Origin of the sequence: Comamonas testosteroni, from assembly GCF_000761245.1 — a bacterium.
In the GTDB taxonomy this organism is placed as follows: Bacteria; Pseudomonadota; Gammaproteobacteria; order Burkholderiales; family Burkholderiaceae_C; genus Comamonas; species Comamonas testosteroni_C.
Genome location: NZ_AWOR01000032.1, coordinates 67,516 through 85,836, shown reverse-complemented (window position 1 = coordinate 85,836; position 18,321 = coordinate 67,516). Strand labels below are relative to the sequence as shown.

General features: G+C 60.8%; 10 protein-coding genes and 1 pseudogene. 6 read left to right on the top strand and 5 right to left on the bottom strand.

What is annotated here, in order from left to right:
• Positions 1–3 precede the first annotated feature (3 nt).
• A complete protein-coding gene (locus P353_RS07075; RefSeq protein ID WP_198529034.1) occupies positions 4–11,148 on the bottom strand; it encodes a VCBS domain-containing protein in 11,145 nt (3,714 codons plus the stop codon).
• Positions 11,149–11,765: 617 nt separating this feature from the next.
• Between P353_RS07075 and P353_RS27900 the strand changes: the two are divergent.
• Both P353_RS27900 and P353_RS07065 read left to right on the top strand, forming a co-directional pair.
• Positions 11,766–12,244: pseudogene (locus P353_RS27900) on the top strand (transposase); the annotation flags it as partial.
• A gap of 222 nt (positions 12,245–12,466) precedes the next feature.
• Complete coding sequence (locus P353_RS07065; RefSeq protein WP_034367258.1) at positions 12,467–12,841, top strand: Imm1 family immunity protein; 375 nt, start codon at positions 12,467–12,469, stop codon at positions 12,839–12,841.
• A gap of 313 nt (positions 12,842–13,154) precedes the next feature.
• On the opposite strand, the gene P353_RS07060 is transcribed toward P353_RS07065, so the two are convergent.
• The gene (locus tag P353_RS07060) at positions 13,155–13,706 is read right to left on the bottom strand and encodes a ferritin-like domain-containing protein (RefSeq protein ID WP_034367254.1); all 552 of its coding nucleotides are present in this window, start codon (positions 13,704–13,706) and stop codon (positions 13,155–13,157) included.
• A 434-nt stretch (positions 13,707–14,140) separates the two neighbouring features.
• On the opposite strand from P353_RS07060, the gene P353_RS07055 reads away from it, so the two are divergent.
• From P353_RS07055 to P353_RS07045, 3 genes are all read left to right on the top strand, one after another.
• Positions 14,141–14,707: a hypothetical protein gene (locus tag P353_RS07055; RefSeq protein ID WP_034367252.1), complete on the top strand. Its 567-nt coding sequence runs from the start codon at positions 14,141–14,143 to the stop codon at positions 14,705–14,707.
• A gap of 523 nt (positions 14,708–15,230) precedes the next feature.
• Entirely contained in the window at positions 15,231–15,479 is a 249-nt protein-coding gene (locus P353_RS29070; RefSeq protein ID WP_157839537.1) for a hypothetical protein, read from the top strand.
• Between the two features lie 316 nt (positions 15,480–15,795).
• Positions 15,796–15,987: a hypothetical protein gene (locus P353_RS07045; protein ID WP_034367249.1), complete on the top strand. Its 192-nt coding sequence runs from the start codon at positions 15,796–15,798 to the stop codon at positions 15,985–15,987.
• Between the two features lie 169 nt (positions 15,988–16,156).
• Here P353_RS07045 and P353_RS30305 read toward each other — a convergent pair whose 3' ends face one another.
• The 3 genes from P353_RS30305 to P353_RS07035 all read right to left on the bottom strand — a co-directional run bounded on the left by P353_RS30305 (position 16,157) and on the right by P353_RS07035 (position 17,657).
• On the bottom strand, positions 16,157–16,300 hold the full coding sequence (locus P353_RS30305; RefSeq protein WP_420093377.1) for a four-helix bundle copper-binding protein: 144 nt from the start codon (positions 16,298–16,300) through the stop codon (positions 16,157–16,159).
• A gap of 223 nt (positions 16,301–16,523) precedes the next feature.
• Positions 16,524–17,363 carry an alpha/beta fold hydrolase gene (locus P353_RS07040; RefSeq protein WP_034367245.1) on the bottom strand — a complete coding sequence of 280 codons (840 nt, stop codon included), beginning with the start codon at positions 17,361–17,363 and terminating at the stop codon, positions 16,524–16,526.
• 42 nt (positions 17,364–17,405) lie between these two features.
• Positions 17,406–17,657 carry a hypothetical protein gene (locus P353_RS07035; RefSeq protein ID WP_034367242.1) on the bottom strand — a complete coding sequence of 84 codons (252 nt, stop codon included), beginning with the start codon at positions 17,655–17,657 and terminating at the stop codon, positions 17,406–17,408.
• Between the two features lie 354 nt (positions 17,658–18,011).
• On the opposite strand from P353_RS07035, the gene P353_RS07030 reads away from it, so the two are divergent.
• The gene (locus tag P353_RS07030; RefSeq protein ID WP_034367398.1) at positions 18,012–18,308 is read left to right on the top strand and encodes a DUF883 family protein; all 297 of its coding nucleotides are present in this window, start codon (positions 18,012–18,014) and stop codon (positions 18,306–18,308) included.
• Positions 18,309–18,321: the final 13 nt, after the last annotated feature.

The window sequence follows — 18,321 nt, the reverse complement described above, 5'->3', positions numbered from 1 at the left end:
AGATCATGGGCGGCGTCCCTTGTGCAGGCGCTCGGCGGCATTGCGCAACTGCGCACTGAAGCCGCGAGCAGGGTGTGATGCTGCGCGTTGTTCGGGCTGGGGCGCTGCATGGGATGGGTTCTGAGTCATGTCGCGGGCATCGGCAACAAAGACCGACGGATCGCGCAGCAGGCCATCGGCATTGAGTCCGGTTCGACCTTCGCGGCCCAGGATCCAGGCCAGATCCTGGTCGCTGGCGACGCGGCTCTCGCGCACCGATTGAGCGACGAACTGGCCAGGAATCAGACCCAGGCCGGCGCCCACGGAGCCGCTTTGCTGCATCATGACCGCAGCCAGTGCCATCCGACTGCCTCCCGAGGCCCATTGCGAGAGCTTTTGCTCTTCCGAATCGCGCTGCACCACTGGAGTGATGAAGATTGCGGGATCGCGGTCGAACAGCTGCGGGTTGGGGTCGCGATGGCTGGGTTGATAGGGATAGTGTTCCTCTCCGGGGGCAGGGATGAAGGGCGAAGAGATATCCAGGGTGATCACCAGCTCGGCCTGATCTGTGGCGCCCGCCAGATCCTGCACCGTGTAGGTGAAGCTGTCGTGCAGTATCCGGCCAAGCCCCGCTGCCGCGAGAACCTCGGGATTGCTCAGATCAATGCTGTAGCTATAGCTGCCATCGGCATTGAGGACCAGGGTGCCGTACTGGCCCTTGATTGGCTGACCGACCACGCCAGGCCTGCCGCTGCCCGATTCCGGCCCCGTGCGGATCGCCGATACCTGCAGGGAATCGCCGCCATCGACGTCGCTGTCGTTGGGAAGCACATTTCCCTTGGTCTGTGGCGCCTGGACCTGGTCACTGGCGACATTGCTGTCGTCGCGTGCCACAGGGGCGTCATTGGCTCCCTGGATGATGATGGTCAGACGGGCATCGGCAGTGGCGCCGGCGGTATCGCGCATCCGGTAGGTGAAGGTTTCGCGCAAGGTCTCGGCTGGCGTGCGCAGGGCCTGGACCAGCGGGTTGCCGTTGTCGACGGTGTAGGTGTAGCTGCCGTCGGCGTTGAGCAGCAGTTGGCCGTAGCGGCCGATCAGCACTTGCCCGGTGTTCGCCGACTGGCCGTCTTCGTTGCGCACGCTGACGACCTGTTTGGTCTCGCCGTTGGCGATGCTGTCGACGTCGGTGTCGTTGTCCAGCACGTTGCCGGTGGCATCGCTGCCCAGCGTGCCGTTGTCGACCCCGCCAGCCTCGACGGCAGTGCCGCTGTCGTCGCGGGCCACCGGGGTGTCGTTGCGCCCGTCAATGGTGATGTGCAGCTCGGCCTGGCTGGTGTCGTCCCAGCGGTCGGCCAGGGTGTAGCTGAACACCTCGCTCAGGGTCTGGCCGCTTACCCGCAGGGCCTGCACTTCGGGCAGGCTGTTGTCGAGGGTGTAGACCCAGGTGCCGTCGGCGTTGAGCAGCAGGTCGCCGTACTGCCCGCGCAACACAGTGCCTAGGCTGCCGACGGTGCCGCTCTCGTTCAGTGCACCGGTGCGCACGCCGATCACGTGCAGCGGATCGGATTCCGGATCGGTGTCGTTGGTCAGCACGTTGCCACTCGGGTTCAGGCCCGGCGTGCCGTTGTTGACCCCGCCGGCCTCGATGGCGGTGGCATGGTCGTTGACGCCGGTTGGCGCATCGTTGCGGCCTCTGACAATGATGTGGATCTCCGCCAGGTCGCTGAGGCCGCCACGGTCGGTGACCCGGTAGGTGAAGCGTTCGTTGAGGAAGTCCTGCGGGCCGAGGGCGCGTACCTGTGGATTGTCCGAATCGACAATATAGGTGTAGCTGCCGTCGGCGCCGATGATGAGCTGGCCATAAAGACCGTCAATCAAAGTGCCGTTGCTGCTGTCCGTGCCGGAGTTGACGTCGGCTAGGCTGCCGCCGGCATCTTCTGTGCCGAAACGGATGCCGGTGATCTGCAGCACATCGCCCTGGTCCACATCGCTGTCGTTTTCCAGGGCGTTACGGGTCGGGTTGACGCCGTTGTTGCCGCCGTTGTCGGCCACTGCCACGGCCGCATCGTCACGGGCCACGGGGGCGTCCCAGGCACCATCGATGCGGATGCTCAGCTGTGCGACGTCGGCGGCGCCCGCAGTGTCGCGCATGCGGTAGGTGAAGGTTTCCACCAGGCTGTCGCCGGCCTTGAGCGCCTGAACCGCCGCCAGGTCGTTGTTGATGACGTAGCTGTAGCTGCCGTTGGCATTGAGGGTCAGGGTGCCGTACAGGCCGGTGAGGCTCTGCGCGCCGCCAAGGCTGATGAAGGCGCCGCCGGCCGCTTCGGTGCCGGTGCGGATGTCGGTGACGGTCTTGCTGTCGTTGGCATCCACATCGCGGTCGTTGTTCAGCACGTTGCCGGTGGGGTTGACGCCCGTCGTGCCGTTGAAGCTGCCGCCGGCCTCGACGGCGACGGCGGTGTCGTCCACCGCAACCGGGTTGTCGTTGGCCCCGCGGATGACCACGGTCAGGGTCGCCGAGCTGGTGGCGCCTGCTATGTCGCGGATCTGGTAGGTGAAGACCTCGCGCAGGATCTCGGCATTGGTGCGCAGCGACTGCACCAGCGGGTTGTCGTTGTCGACCACGTAGCTGTAGTTGCCGTTGATATCCAGGGTCAGGGTGCCGTAGAGGCCTTTGAACGGCGTGCCGACGCTGCCGATGTTGCCGCTCTGGCGCACGCCGGTGACTTGCAGCACATCGTTGCCATCGACGTCGATATCGTTGGCCAGCACGTTGCCGGTGGGGTTGGTGCCGAGGGTGCCGTTGTTCAGGCCGCCGGCCTCGACGGCGATGGCGGTGTCGTTGTGCGCCACCGGGGTGTCGTTGCGTCCCTGGATGTTGATGGTCAGGGTGGCACGGTCTTCGGCGCCGGCGGCGTCGATCACGGTGTAGCTGAAGTCGTCGCGCAGGGTGTCGCCGTCGCGCATGGCCTGGACGGCGGCCATGGCGTTGTCCAGGCGGTAGCTGTAGCTGCCGTCGGCGTTGAGGGTCAGCCAGCCGTAGTTGCCGCGCAGTTCCTGGCCGAGGGTGCCGGCGGTGCCCGTGTCGCTTTCGCTGCCGGTGCGCACCGAGGACACGGCGCGGGTTTCGCCGTAGTCGTAGTGGGGCAGGTCACCCGGCACTTCGCCGCCGTCCACGTCGGTGTCGTTGTCCAGCACGTTGCCGCGCGGATCGACCCCCGCAACGCCGTTGTTCAGGCCGCCGGCCTCGATGGCGGTGGCGCTGTCGTCGTTGGCCACCGGGGCGTCATTGCGCCCGCTGATGATCACGATGATTTCGCCTGAGTCGAACTGCGATGGCGAGCCGTCGTCGGCCTGGGTGTAGGTGAAGCGCTCCAGCAGCAGGTCGCTGGCAATCCGCAGGGCCTGCACGTCCGGGTGATCGTTGTTCAGCACGTAGGTGTAGGTGCCGTCAGGGCGGATGGTCAGGCTGCCGTAGCTGCCGGACACCGTGGTACCGCCCGGTGCCACGCCGATGGCCGTGCCCGGCTCGTTGATCCCGCCGGACTTGATCTGCACCACGCTGAGCAGATCGCCCTCGGGGTCATGGGTCACGGCGGTGACATCGCCGCTGGGGTTAAGGCCCGGGGTCAGGTTGTCCACGCCACCGGCCTCGACAGCGACGACGATGGTGTTTTGCGCCACGGGCGGATCGTTGACGCCGTGCACGGTGATCACCAGTTGCGCGGTGTCGGTGAGCCCGGCGGTGTCCACCACGCGGTAGGTGAAGTATTCGGTGACGGTCTGGCCGGCGGCCAGGCTCCGGACGATGGCGTTGGTGCTGTCGACGTCGTAGGTGTAGGAGCCGTCGGCACCCAGCACCAACTGGCCGTAAAGGCCCGTCACCACCACGCCGCCGACCAGGCTGCTGCCCGGAGGCACGGCGATCAATACGTCGGTTTGCGGGTCGTAGGTGGCCTCGCTTTTGTTGATCACACCGTCGACGTGCAGCTTGTTGCCGGGGCGGTCGACTTCATCGACGTCGGTATCGACGCCGTTGCCTCCGGGCTGGTTGATGCTGCCGGGGCGGCTGGGGAACAGGATGACGTTGCCGGCCGGGTTGCTCTCGGCGGCATTGCCGTTTGAGGTGGCGGCCTGGGCGCTGGCGTAGTCGTTGCTGGCCACCGGGTTGTCGTTGGCGCCCTGGATGGTGATGCGCAGTTGCGCCACATCGTCGAGGCCGCCGGCATCGGTCACCCGGTAGCTGAACACTTCGCTCAGTTGCTGGCCGGCGCTCAGGCGCTGCACCGTGAGGTTGCCGTTGTTGACCATGTAGCGGTAGCTGCCATCGGGGTTGATGGTCAGGCTGCCGTAGAGGCCGTCGATGCTGGTGGTGCCGGTCACCGTGGTGAAGGCGCCGGGATTGACCTCGGGGGCATGGCGGATGCCGCTGACGCTCTTGGTCTCGCCATTGGCAACGCTGTCGACGTCGGTGTCGTTGTCCAGCACGTTGCCCGTGGCATCGCTGCCCGGCGTGCCGTTGTTCACACCGCCGGCCTCGACAGCGATTCCTTCGTCGTCCACCGCCACCGGGGTGTCGTTGGCGCCCTGGATGGTCACGGTGAGGGTGGCGCCGTCGGTGGCGCCGGCCAGGTCGCTGACCACGTAGTCGAAGCGGTCGGTGAGGGTCTGCCCGGCCAGGCGCAGGGCCTGCACTGCCGGGTTGTTGTTGTCCACCCGGTACTGGTAGGAGCCGTTGCTGCCGACGATCAGGTCGCCGTACTGGCCGGTGATCACCACCACGCCGATGTCCGGCAAGGTACTGGTCGCGCCGTTGACCGGGCCGACGGAGATCACCCGCAGGCGGTCGGCGTTGGTGGCGATATCGACGTCGGTGTCGTTGCTCAGCAGGTTGCCGCGCGGGTCGACGCCGTCAATGCTGTTGAAGGTGCCGCCGGCTTCCACGGCGGTGATGCTGTCGTCCACTGCGATCGGCGCATCGTTCACCGGGGCGAGGATGATCTGCAGGCTGTCGGTATCGGTGAGAGCGTCGGCTGAGGTGCCGGGGATGCCGTCACCATTGGCATCGCCCCAGTTGCCGCGGTCGTTGCTGACCACGGTGAGGGTGTCGGTGCCGTTGAAGTTGGCGTTGCCCAGGTAGTGCAGGCTGGCGAGCACGCTGTTGAGGTCGGCGAGGTTGCCGGTGAGGGTCAGGCTGGCGCTGTTGGCACCGCTGACCGTGACGCCGGGCAGGCTGCTGGCCACCGACAGGGTGCCATGCAGCACGCTGAGGGTGACGCTGATGGCGCGCCCGGCCACCTCCGGATTGCGGTTGGCGTCGATGTCGGAGACGCTGATGCCGCCGATCGCCAGCGGCACATCCTCGAAGCCGTTCTGAGTGCCCGGCAGGCTGTTGACCGGCGCGTCGTTCTGCTCGACATAGCCGGCGTCGGCGCTTTGGCTGTCGGCATCCTGCAGGCTGATGATGATTTGCCCGAGAGTGCCTCCATCGCTGTCTATGCGTACGCGCAGATCGCCTATGGGCTGGGGATAGCTGACCAGGCCGGCCGGTGCATCAATGCGGTATACGCCAAGCGGCAAGATGCCGAAGTGGTAGCGGCCGTTGGCATCGGTGACGGTGGTGAATTGCAGGTTGTCGGCCGTGGTGTCGAGGCGGCCGTCGATGCCGGCCCAGGTCAGGGTCACGGTCTGGCCGGCCAGGCCCGGGCCGTCGGGGGTGGTGCTGCCCGTGGCCGAGGCCGTGTCGTTCCACAGAGTGCCGCTGATGATGCCCAGGCCCGCGCGGTCACGCAGTATGTACTGGTTCGGCCCGACGCCGCTGCCGGTGCGCTCGCCAGTGACCGTGCCGTCGACACCCACGGCCGAGCCGCCCCAGCCGGTAAAGCTTTGCGGCAAGCTGGTCCAGGTCAGGGTGGCGTCGCTGCTGGCGGTGACTGCCGCGTTGGTCAGGGTGACCTGGTACTGCACGCTGACCTTGTCGCCGACATTGAGCTGGGTGAAATCGACACTGATGCCGCCACTGTTGCTGAAGCTCACGCCAGCCGGCAGGTTGCCGGGACCGTAGCTGACGCCGTTGATGCTCAGGCTGAACAGGCGGTAGTCGGTGGCGCCGGCAAAGCTGTCGCGCAGTTGCGCGTCGTAGGCCGGCAGGCCACCGCTCTGGGTGAAACTGATCTGTACCGTGGCGGTGCCGGTGCTGCCGCCGGGGTTGGGGTCGAAGTTGACGATCTGTTTGTCGAAATCGGTGAAGTACGGCTCGACGATGCGTTCCAGCACGGTATCGCTGACCGCCCGGGTGATGCCGTTGACATGCTCGGTGGCCTGCACGCCCAGAGCGACGCCGACCGCATTGCTGGCCTGGTTGGCTACCCGCACGTTGAACTCCAGCACCACGCTTTCGAGGTCTTCGTCGAAGCCGTTGCCGTTGACCACATTGCCGAGGTTGAAGGTCACCACCTGGCTGCCGTCGGCGTTGGTCACCACGCTGACCCGGGTCGGGTCGAGTACGCCCCGGGGCGAAAGACCGGTGAGGCCCGGCGTGATCGGCAGGGCCTCGGGGCTGTGTTCGTTGCCGTCGATATCGAGGGTGCCGCCGACGATCAGGTTGGCGTCGCTGCTCAGCCCTCCGTTGGAGATAAAGGCGATGCGCAGGGCGTTGCTCAGGGCGTCCGGGCTGATGAACTGCAGGCCGTTGGCGAGGGTCACCTGCACCGAGTAGTTGGGGTTGTTGCCCTCGGGTACCACCACCACCACGCGGTAGCGGATCACCTCGCCGATGGTCACCGACTCCTGCGGCGCGGTGGTGGGCGAGGGCGCAGGCGTGTCGGAGAGCCCGCCCACACGGGAGATCTGGATGGCCTGGGCCACCGGAATGGTCAGCAGCGACAGGTTGCGGTAGTCGTTGAGCAGGCCGCTGTTGAGCTGGCCGTCGACGCCGGTGCGCTCGCCGCTGTTGCTGCCGTTGAGGCTGGTCCACTGCACCTCGGCGAGGTTGCTGAACGAGGCTTGCGAGGCCGCCGTGGCGTTGACCACGCCGCTCAGGCTGAGAACGATGCTGCCGCCCTTGGCGATGTCGATATTGGCGCCGCTGGCGGTGCGCAGCTGACCGCCGACAATCTCGAAATCCACCCCGCCATTGTTGGTGGCACCGTTCTGGTAGAGCACGCCGGTGAGGGTGACGTTGTTCAACTGGCTGGGCAGGTTATCCAGCAGGCTGATGTCGAAGGCGTCGAAATCGGTACTGCCGCTGCCATTGCGCAGGGTGATGGTGAAGGTCACCACGTCGCCCTGGTCGTAGCCGCCTTGTCCGGCGGAGGAGGTAAGCACCTGGCTGATCTGGAGCGTCGGCTCGCGCAGGGTCACGGTGGGCTGGCCGCCGCTCAGGGCAACGGTGCGGTCTTCGGCGGTGTTGCCGTTGGGCGTGTTGCCGTCGGGGTCGCTGTAGAACAGCTGAGCGCTGTTTTGAAGCGATTTGTTGGCCTGGTTGCCGATGACGTTGCTGGCCACCAACTGCACGCGGATCACGAAGCTGTTGTTGTCGGTGCGGTTGTCGGCGGTGGCTCCGGCGGCGCTGAAGGTCCAGCGGGCGTCGGCGCCGTCGGCACCGAGGGCGCCGCCCTGGCCCGCGAAGGCGCTGACGCTGACACTGCCGGCAAAGTCCGCCACCAGGGCGCCGCTACCGGTACGGGTGGTGATGAGCTGGTAGCCCAGGCCATTGTTGAAGCTGGTGTCCAGGCGCAGGCCGGGCGGAATCAGGTCTTCGATGCGCAGGGTCTGGGTGGTGCCTTCGGGCAGGGTGATGAGGATGTCGTAGCGCATGCTCTCGCCCACCACCAGGTCGCTGCCCGTGGTGTGGCTGGCGCTGGAGTCGCCGTTGTCGAGGCTGCCATCGGCGAAGGTCTTGCTGATCACTGGCGCTGCGATCTGCTGGTCGGCCACGTCCGTGAGGTCCACCGGGGTGAAGTCGCTGCCGTTGTTGACGCTGGCGTAGTTGCTCAGGGTCGCGCTGCTTTGCAGGCTGCGCCCGGCCGTGATGCTGTCGCTGACCACGACGTCGTAGCTGATCACCACCAGATTGGCGCCGCTGGCGTCGGCAGCAGTGCCTGCGCGCCCTGCAAGCAGGGTGGCTTGGCCGCCCGCGTCAAGAAAGGTGATCTGCTGGCCCAAGACGCGGTAGTCCGTGCCTGCTACCAGAAGAGTGCCATCGCCGCGGTAGATCTGCAGGTTGGCGGCAGCCAGACTGCCGCCGACAAAGCTCAGCCCGCTGGGCAGGCTGATGCTGGTGGTGACATCCCAGGCACCGCCGCCGCCGCTGTTCTCGATTGCGGTCACCAGGCGCAGACGATCTCCTCCATCGATGCCGCTGACATTGCCGTCCACGGCAGCAAGGTCGGTGACGCTGCCGTTGAACGGCCGGCCGCTGCTGCCCGGCGCGTTCCAGCTGCCGGTGGTGTTGGTCACGCTGCCGTTGGAAGACGACACCACGCCGTGCTTGATCGCCAGCACGGGCTCGGCGATGGACGCGATCACCGCCACGTCGGAAGAAATCAGGGTGCGGTCGGTGAGGGTGGTCTGCTGGCTGGACTGGGCCAGCACGTCCAGTGAGCGGTGGTCGGCGAACGGCTGGTCGCCCACGGTCAGGGTGAAGCGCACGACGATGCGGCTGCCGGTGGTGTCGGGGGTCACGTGGCTGCCGAAGTCGAAGACGATGGAGTTGCCGATGCCGCTGGTGACGCTGACCACGTTGCCGGCGTTGGTGTTGCCGGCTCCGATCTGCCATTGTCCGGCGTTGTCGCCGACGCTCCAGTTGACCCCGGACACGTTGAACAATGGCAGCGGCAGATATGCCGTCAGCTTGAACTGCTCGTAGTCGCCGGTGACCAGGTCGTAGCTCATTTCGAAAGTGACTTCATCGCCCGGACGCAGCTCGCCGTTGGCCGGCGGCGTGCCGTTGTTCACTTCCACCAGTTCGATATCGACGGTGCTGGTCGGGATCACGCTGGTGCTGGTGGAGTCGTCGGTCTGGCTTTGCCCGGTGAGGTTGAAGATGTCGTGCAGCAGCGTGCCTTCGACGATGGCGCTGTTGCCCAGTTCGTCGCCTTCGTTGATCTCGTTGTGCGGCGAGCCGGCCGGTGGCGTGTAGGCCTGGCCGACCACGGCGGAATAGCTGAGCACCGCCAGCACCGCGCCTTCACGGCGGTCGTCGAAGGCCAGGTCGCCATTGAGCCAGCCGCGCAGGTCGGCGAAGGCATCGCGCATCGACTGGGCGATATCGAAGGCCATCGAGGTGCTGCCGTCGGCGTTGGTCACCACGCTGGTGACCAACGCGATGGTCTGCGGCACGCCAGCCAGGGTCACGGTAATGGTAGGGGTGCCGCTGAGCCTCTGGCCGTCGCTGAGCAGGTCGCGGACGATCAACTGGCCTTCGTTGAAGAAGTCGCGGCCAAAGGCGAAGTAGTCGGAAATCGCCAGGGTCAGGTTGTAGCGCAGGGTGTCGCCGGGGCTGATGCCGGTCTGGCCGATATCGGTCTGCAGGCTCACCTCTTTGAGCAGGGTGATGGACTTGGCGATGAAGTCGGTGGGCCGCCCGGTGCCGGTGAAGTCGATGACGTCGCCGGGCGTGGTCACGTCGCGTGGATCAAGCGGTACCCATTCGCCGGCCGCGGTGGGCGCGCCGACGGTGATGGTGCGCGGCGCGCCGGTGACCGGATCGAGGACCTGGGCGCCGTTGGCGTCGGTCTCGGGTACGTAGAAATTGACCACCGTATCGGTGGCGGCAGCGAGGCTGTCGTACTCGACGCTGAAGCTGCTGATGAAGATGTCGTCGGCGGCGATCAGCGCGGCGATGGCGGTGGGGTCGGTGACCACAGTGCCGTCGTGCAGCGTGATGGAGGTCAGGCGTCCGCCGGCACCGGGGGTGATGGCGGTGACCTGGACGTTGTCCGGCAGCGGCTGGGTGACTACCACGTGGGTCAGGGTCTGGCCCGGCGCCGGGGTCACGGTGACGGTCAGTGTGCGGCCGTAGTTGGGTCCCGTTGCCGTTTCCCCCTCCGGTGTGGTCAGCGTCTGATCCATGGTGATGACCGTGGGATGCACGACGAAGGCCGACGAAGCGCTGCCGATCAGGCTCGGGTCGTTGATCGGATTGTCCAGGGCGTCGTTGCCGAACTGGAAGCCACCGCTGGCGCGGATGGTCAGGTCGGGGCTGCCGTTGGAGAAGTTGGTGTCGGCCAGGTTGCTCAGACTGGCGGTGATCTGCACCGGTATCACCGGCTGGTTGGTGGAGACGCTGGCGAACGGCAGCTCCACCACGACCAGTTGGTCGCCGGCACGCAGGCCGAAGCTGGTGGCGTTGATGCGCAGGGCGTTGCCGGTGGCGTCCTTGGCCAGCGGGTGGGTGGCGTTGCCGGAAGCGTCGAAGGTGACCACGTGGGTCACCAGATTCTGACCCAGGTAGCTGGCGGAGATGAACTGCACGCCGTCGTCGCCGTCCTTGCCAGTGCTGGGCATGAACAAATTGATGAACGGTGCGTAGCCGATCTGACCGGAGCTGTTGCTGAAGTTCACCGTGAACGTGAAGTTGTCGCCCAGCAGCACGTCGCTGCCGCCACTGCCCAGGCTGACAGTGGGCGCGGCATCGGCCAGCAGTCCGTCGAAGTTGGCGAGGGCTGCAGCACTCAGGGCGATGCTCTTGTCGATGTCGCCGACCCGGGTTTCCAGGTTCCAGTCCCCACCAGCGGCGCTGTTGCCCGTGTCGTTGTTCGAGGCCGCCACATCCGCCCCGGTCCAGCGCGCAAGCTCGCTAACCAGGATCTTGCCGGCCTCGCCCGCGCCGACGCTGCAGCCGTAGAGCTGGATGTCGGCCCCGGCGCTCAGATGTTCTCTCCATTGCTGCAGGTTTTGGCCGAGCTGGCCAATGTTTTCGGCGCTGACTGTGCGGTTTCCCAAGGTGAATTGTCCGGCTGCACCATGAGAGAGCACCTGGATCGAGTCCACCTGACCCAGTTGTGCCAGCGCTGCGGAAATCGCCGCCAGCCCGTCTTCGCCGCTGTTGACCACAATCGCAGTGACATTGCCCGGAAGTTGATTCAGCAGTTGTTCCTTGTTTTCCAGGCGAGCATCCAGCACCAGCAGGCTGCGTGCGCTCGACGCTGCACGATCGTCGACCACGCGAGCTTCAACCTGCGTTGAGTGAGAAGAGGCATCATCTGCCTGGTCAGGATGGGGGTGTTGGGGTTCGGTGGCTGCAGTCGCAACTGCACCGTCGAATAGGATGCGTGGCTCCAACGCCAGTGCGTGGCGTTGCGGCCGAAAGTGTGAAGTCAGCGAGCGAGAGGGAAATGACATAGGCGGAATCTCCAAACCTGTGAAATACATTTCGGTGCAAGAACTATCCACTCTGAACTCAGCTCGGCTTAATTCACTTCAGAAGACTTGAGATTTGACTCTGCGCGCGATTCTGGCTACCTGAGAAAGTGCTATCAATTTTCTTTAATTTGACATTGAATTGGGAATACTCCATCGACCTCGCTGGAATTAATTGACAACTTTTTATTTGTCACTTGAATATTTCTGCAGGCCTAGTGTCTCGTGTAAATCGTCACTTGGCTTCATGGGTCCATGTACAGCTGAGACTGTTGTGGCATCGCAAGCGCTGCGCTGAAAGCCATGCAGCGCGTACTCACAGGTGGCAGACGCTTTCTCTGACTATCGAGAATCTGTTTGGCTTCGTGTGGCGTTGTTGCATAAATTGCTATTTGCCGTCGGCAGCCTTGGACGATTAATCAGTCCCTGCATTCAAGCCCTGCTGCCGCACAAACAGCTGGAAATCGTACAACGCTGCGCTCAAGGCGCGCGGCTGCCTGCCCATCAAGAAACTGCTGAGCTTGGCCGGCTTTGTGCAATCGCTGTTGGCTTTGTCTGGTCTGCCATGGCTTGTTTCAGACTTGAGTGCGCCATGTCGCAAACAACGCTGTCTGAATGTACAAGTGGTGTATCACTCCAGTTCGGGTGGACTGAACTGGCTGCTCGACTCCACTGTCATCAAGTTCCTGAGCGAAGGAGAATGGAAGTGCAAAAGCATGGCGCGGAACGTCGGCGTCAATGGCGCAAGCTGCATATAGGGATCGATGCCCAGGCATTGCAGGTGCGAGCCATCTGTGTCACCTCCAACAACGCCAGCGATGCGGTGGCGGCGATGCCTCAATTGTTGGGGCAACTGCCGGCAGCTGGACCTTGGCCGACCATCCTAGGTGACGGTGCTTATTTCTGCGCAGAAGTCCTTTTTGAAGTCGACTGTCGCCTCCTGGCCAGTGGAGCCAGTTCGTGGACCTCGCATACGGCTGACTTATTTGCGGGACTCGCGTACCGGGACTGGGATGTCTGCTTCTTGGCTCCTCTGTGCACTCACGCTACCGGCCAGAAGGCGTCGTTCACACGTAGAGTTGAATTCATTAATATTTGATGCATAGCACCTAATGGCGACTAGATGATTACCTTTGATTTCAATGGCGAATCCCAACTGGTGACATCGACCGAGAGCATGCGTCGGCTGCTTAGTCGATACGACGAAACGCCGGAATTTGAGCTGTGGGCCATATTTTCCTATGGTCCTTCACTCTGCATGCTTCGAAATGGCGGCCATGCGTTGCTTATGTATCTGCGGCAAGAAGGAGATAGTGGGTTCTCTTCCCGGTCAGGTGCCGATTGCGAGACCACAGTGGAGTACCGTCTCGCGAACGGGCAACGCGATGAGTATCCTCTCGCGTGGTGTATTGACGTCAAGCAGTGCTATGAGGCATTCGCATTTTTCTTTGAGAATGCTGGTGCAAAACTCGAATCGATTTCATGGAAAGAAGACTGATTGTGAAGTCGCTTCCGTTGTGCGCAGTCAATGACAGCATCACTGAAGGCCATCGGCTAGATTTAGTCCTTGGCGGTCTGCGACAGTCGCAGATCGGCCAGGATCGGTCGGCCGGCGCTGACTCCCGAGCGACGGCATTTAGCTGAAACCATTCATCAAGCTCTAATGGCTTGATGACTTCTGATATCAGCAGCAGTCATTCGATGAAAAGGATTCGATGCAACGCAAACCTCAGTCACCGTGCTGGCTAGCTGCTGATTGCCTTTGAGGCCAGGAAAGTCAGTCCAGCATGATGCGCGAATATCTCGATCTGCTATTTGTGCATCCAATCGGATAGCTCATCAGCATGTTCCTGCTCCTGTTCAAGGATCTGCTCAATCAGACGGCGGGTGGTGTGATCTTTATCTCCGATCAAGGCAATCATCTGTGTGTAGACCTCGATAGCGACACGTTCAGCAACGAGGTTCGCCCGAATCATTGAGTGCAGATCGAGCTGCTCATCGTAGTCAGCGTGACTACGGTCAACAAGGGAAGCGGGATTAAAGTCAGGCTCGCCACCTAGCTGAACAATGCGCGCAGCTATTCGATCGGCATGGGTCTGCTCCTCGTTAGCGTGCACGAGAAATTCATCTGCAATAGCTGGTGAGGACAGTCCGGTTGCCGTGAAGTGGTGACGCTTGTAGCGGAGAACGCAGACCAGCTCGGTAGCCAGCGAGTCATTTAGCAGCCGGATGATGTCCTCGCGCCAGGGGCTTTTTTCTTCAACGACAGCTCCATCATCTAAGCTGCGCTTGGCTCTTTTTAGTGCTTCGGTATCAATCTTCAGCTGCGCGTGAGCATGCGTCCTTTGTGTAATTTGGGTCATACGTGGGCCTCTAAGTTATGCGGCAAACAGAAAAAGACTGCCAGATCCAGCTAGTGGGTGGCCAGCCGCGTAAGTTCAAAGTAGATTGCATCGCCACACATGTCTGTGAGACAAGTTCGCATATGTCTCGGTGAAGTGCAATTCAATGTTTAAGGCGCTCCTCGCCTTGCTCGACAGAGGTTGGAATCATTCCTTCTACACAACAGATGACTTCGCGTGCTCGAACCGGCAAGACTTTCGGATTGCCTGCGTAGGTGCAAACCCACCCTCATTTTTAGGTATGCCTGACGCTGCCACCGGCTCACAAGTTCTAGAGTCAACGTTCGCCCTGCACAACAGAGGAGCACGCCCTGGCATCGCCGCCGTTGCGTGGGATAACGATCTATTGCGTATGTCTGAAGGCATCGTGATAACAACCTGAAAAGGAAAGTGTCATGAAGTTCACCCATAAGCTGGCCATTGTTTACGCGGCAACCGCGTTAGCCACATCAGCTTTCGCACTGACTCCCGCCGAACACTCGGCAGAAAAGGACCGGATCAGTGCGGACTACAAGGCAGCCAAAGAGCAATGCAAAACCCTGAAGAGCAATGCCAAAGATATCTGTGAAGAGCAGGCCAAAGGCGTCGAAAAGGTATCGACAGCAGAGCTGAAATACAAAGTCGAACCTAATGAAAAGAATCAGTATGCGGTCGCCAAAGCAAAGGCTGATGCTGACTACGGAGTAGCCAAGGAAAAATGCGACGACTTCTCTGGCAACTCAAAAGATGTGTGTCAAAAGGATGCAAAGGCAGCCCATGTGAAGGCACTTGAGTCCGCGAAAGTCTCTGAAGTTCGCAAAGATCCGTCTGCAAAGCCAGGTGACATCGCAAACGCAAGAAAGGACGCTAGCGAAAAAACCAGGGAGGCGGACTACAAGGCTGCCAAGGAGCGCTGCGACCCGTTGTCCGGTGATGCCAAAGATGCTTGTGTAGCGGATGCCAAGAGGCGATTCGGTCAATAAGCTAACGCGATGAGTGCGTAAGGCGGAGCTTGCTGCTCCGCCTTTTTCTTATGAGTTTGTGGGTTCACACCAATCTAGAAGGAGGAGCTTTTGAAGAGGCTATCCAGTCTTTGCGCAGAAAAAACTGTGCACGGAACATGGCTGACGAAGCCTAGACTCGGATGTCACATTTGTCGGTGTTGAAGCGAATCTTTCAGTAAGAGTTCATCCGCCTATCGATGGCGTACCTCATTCAAACGCCAGGCTTGGAATGCTCTGCCTGCAGCCCTGCAAGAGCACCTGAGGACTTCAGGAGCGAAAAAGCACCTAACAAAAAGCCCGCAGTAGCGGGCGAATTCCTGGGGTCATATCAAGCAGTCTTGCAGCGTTTGCAGTCAATGCATTTGAGTACTTGGCGATGGTTTGGTTTCCTCACCCAGTTGCCGCTTATTGCATTTGCACTGTTGCTGATAGAAGTTTGGACTCTTGATAGGTTGCCCCATCTGCAGCGGCCAGTAAAGACTCCGATATTGCTTGTTCATCCATGAACGGCAAGCATCTTGATGTCCACTGGTCGCGTTGTCATGCTCTATTTGACTTGTTGCTGCTTCTTCTGATCTTGCGGCTGCCCCGGCTGTTGCTGCTTTGGGGCTTGCTGCTCATGCTGCTTCTTTTGCTGATCTGCGGTGTTTTGGTCTTGTTGGTTCACGTTGTTCCGCTGGCTGTTTTGCTGTTGCATAACGCTAGTCCTTCAGTTGTAGTGAACAACAAGCAGTTGCTTGCTGTGCTTTAAGCATGAACCCTCACGAAAAACCACTTTGTAGGAAGTCGCTGACCAAACCTGTCTTTTGTAACGTTGATAGTCACCGACCATGATCTGCCATTTACTTACGCCAGCAGTGACAGTAAGGTCAGGATGAAATCGAAGGAGACAGGTCATGAAATGTTTGAATGCGACCGGCCCTGATGCCCCCAATCTTCCCCCACTGAATGATCCGAATCAGCCTCCAGGCCTGCCATCGAAGCCCAAGCCCATCGATCCACCTCAGGAGGTCCCTCCCGTCGAGCTTCCCCCAGAGCCGGCGCCTCAGCCTTGAAGGAGGCCACACATGCCAACAGGAGACAAATCCAAGTACACGGACAAGCAAAAACGCCAAGCTGCGCATATCGAAGAGAGTTATGAGAAGCGTGGAACGAGTGAAAAAAAGGCCCAAGAGATTGCCTGGGCTACGGTCAACAAGGAATCTGGCGGCGGGAAAAAATCCGGCTCAGGCAGAGCCAATGCCAAGCCCAAGCAATAGCAATAGCAATAGCAATAGCAATAGCAATAGCAATAGCAATAGCAATAGCAATAGCAATAGCAATAGCGATAGCAACTCCGGCTCAGCACGGCGCTCATCAAACAGAGTGTTGTGGATGGCCCGCAGTCTGTGAGCCTTGCACAATTTTTTCGTGGTTACTGGCTCCGGATCAATGGATCAAGGCTACGCAAGCTGCCGCACACTTTCTGCAAGCAAGCGCGCAAGTTTGACAGTGCTGATGAGCGTGCCGCTCACATTCATTGGCACATGCCAGACAAATCTCGGCGCAAAGACGACAGATCTGCTTGGCCATCTCACTGTTGCGAGCCATGGACGACGCTGCAAGACGGCAGATCGCTGCGCAGTCAGTATCAAGCATGATGCAGCGAGTCATCATCTGCACATCACTTTCTTTGAGACAAGCGGCCAAGCATGAGTCGCAAGCGACAGCACAAGCGTTGCATTCATCCATGCAGGATCGATAGGGGTTGGTTGAGATCAAAGCGGACTCCTTTCAAGGCATCAAGGAAAGAGACTCAGTGAGCCGCTATGAAATCAATCAGTGCCCGGTTGAACTCCTCGGCATGCGAGAGGTTGCAGCCGTGCGGACCATTCTTGATGATGTGTATTTCACTGCCTTTCACTGCATCATGGGTTCTCGCCCCGCTGACCTCCAGAGGAACAATGCGGTCACTGTCACCATGAATGATGAGAGTGGGCACATCAATTTTCTTCAGGTCATCCCGAAAGTCAGTGCGCGAGAAAGACGCAATGCAGTCATGGGTTCCCTTCGGCGAGGCAAATGCCGCAATCGTCTTGGCATACTCGCGCTGTGCTTCACTGACTAGCAAGGTTCCGTCCGACTTCGAGAAGAACTTTTGTGTGAACTCGTCGAGAAAATTCAGACGGTCTTTGAGGACTGCCTTCTCCTTCTTCACAACGTCTTCTTCAGAGACAGCACCCTGCGGATTCGATTCGCACTTGAGCAGAAACGGAGGCACAGCAGCTGCGAACACCGCACACCTGATAGAGGCTGTGCCGTAGGTACCGATGTAGCGAGCAACTTCACCGCCTCCCATGGAGAAGCCCACCAAGCAGACATTCTTTAGTGTGAGTTCCGTGATTAGCGCATTGAGGTCGCTGGCCAGCGAGTCGTAGTCATAACCATCCCAAGGCTGAGAAGAGCCGCCAAAGCCGCGCCGGTCATAGGCGATGACTCTGAATCCTGCATCCACCAGATCGGCAACCTGAGGCTCCCAGGTACGCCCACTCAGCGGCCAGCCATGAATGAGCACAACGGGCGGACCATCACCAAAGTCTTGATAGTGCAGTTGCACTGGCTTGGATTTGGATTGGGAAAGTTCAATATATGGCATGAGATCTCCTGTGTAGTTACGGCGATACAAGAACGCTGCGGGCTAGGTCGTTCTTCGGCTAGCCAAGGGGCGGCCATCACTGGCCCTGGCATCTGTATCAACCAGACCTTTCTTGAGGTCCTTGTGGGCTTGCTTCATCTCTGGGTGGGCATTGACTCTGGTTGCGTGCAATGACTGATCCCGCTCGTGTGGCAACTGGGACTCGTTGCCAGGTGCCCTCGCATCACTCTTCTTTGCGAGATTCACCTTGGCTTCGTCGGGGCTGGCCACCGTAAAACGGTCTTTTGGCTTCATAAGCGCCTCCTTTCGAAAGCTCAGTCTGGTGTACTGACAAAAACTGCCGTGTAGTCCATACGACAAGACATGTTTGGAGCTGTTAATGAAGTGTCGAGATGATGTTGTCCGGCTCCCGAATTCAAGACTGATATGCCTGAAATCGTTTGCTTGTACAAAACATCGGATACCACCACAGGGCGGGCATATGCTGTGCCGACCTGTTCAAGAAGAGGGCTTTCTATCCTCACTTTGAGCGAGGAAGAGGTCGTTGCCTCAGGTCACATTTCAAATTGCCAGGTCCGGGCTCGGCCTACAGCAAACCCAATTCCATGTGCTTACTCTGAACCTCACATGTTCACGAAAGGAGTTCACATGAGATTTCGAAAAGCGAATGCCGCTGACCTCTCTAACGATCTGAGTCAACTGCTAGATGACTTGAAAGAAGTCCTAACTACCAAAGGCCGTGATACAGATCCGGCGGCATCACTGCTATTGAGCAAAGCAGCATCAACGCTGGAGAAAGTGAAAGCCGCGTCGTCAAATGCGATTTCCGACTCCAAGGCTGCTGCGGAGGCTGCTGACGCCTACATACACGACTCACCTTGGCGCGCAGTTGGCGGTGCACTGGCCGTTGGAGCACTGATTGGCTTGGTGCTCAGCCGTCGCTAACCCGGTCGAAATT

Bases quoted from the DNA above. Each gene is read 5' to 3' on its own strand.
- P353_RS07040 (WP_034367245.1), bottom strand. From the start codon at position 17,363: ATGCCATATATTGAACTTTCCCAATCCAAATCCAAGCCAGTGCAACTG.
- P353_RS07065 (WP_034367258.1), top strand. From the start codon at position 12,467: ATGATTACCTTTGATTTCAATGGCGAATCCCAACTGGTGACATCGACC.
- P353_RS07060 (WP_034367254.1), bottom strand. From the start codon at position 13,706: ATGACCCAAATTACACAAAGGACGCATGCTCACGCGCAGCTGAAGATT.
- P353_RS07045 (WP_034367249.1), top strand. From the start codon at position 15,796: ATGCCAACAGGAGACAAATCCAAGTACACGGACAAGCAAAAACGCCAA.
- P353_RS07035 (WP_034367242.1), bottom strand. From the start codon at position 17,657: ATGAAGCCAAAAGACCGTTTTACGGTGGCCAGCCCCGACGAAGCCAAG.
- P353_RS29070 (WP_157839537.1), top strand. From the start codon at position 15,231: ATGAACGGCAAGCATCTTGATGTCCACTGGTCGCGTTGTCATGCTCTA.
- P353_RS30305 (WP_420093377.1), bottom strand. From the start codon at position 16,300: ATGGCCAAGCAGATCTGTCGTCTTTGCGCCGAGATTTGTCTGGCATGT.
- P353_RS07030 (WP_034367398.1), top strand. From the start codon at position 18,012: ATGAGATTTCGAAAAGCGAATGCCGCTGACCTCTCTAACGATCTGAGT.
- P353_RS07055 (WP_034367252.1), top strand. From the start codon at position 14,141: ATGAAGTTCACCCATAAGCTGGCCATTGTTTACGCGGCAACCGCGTTA.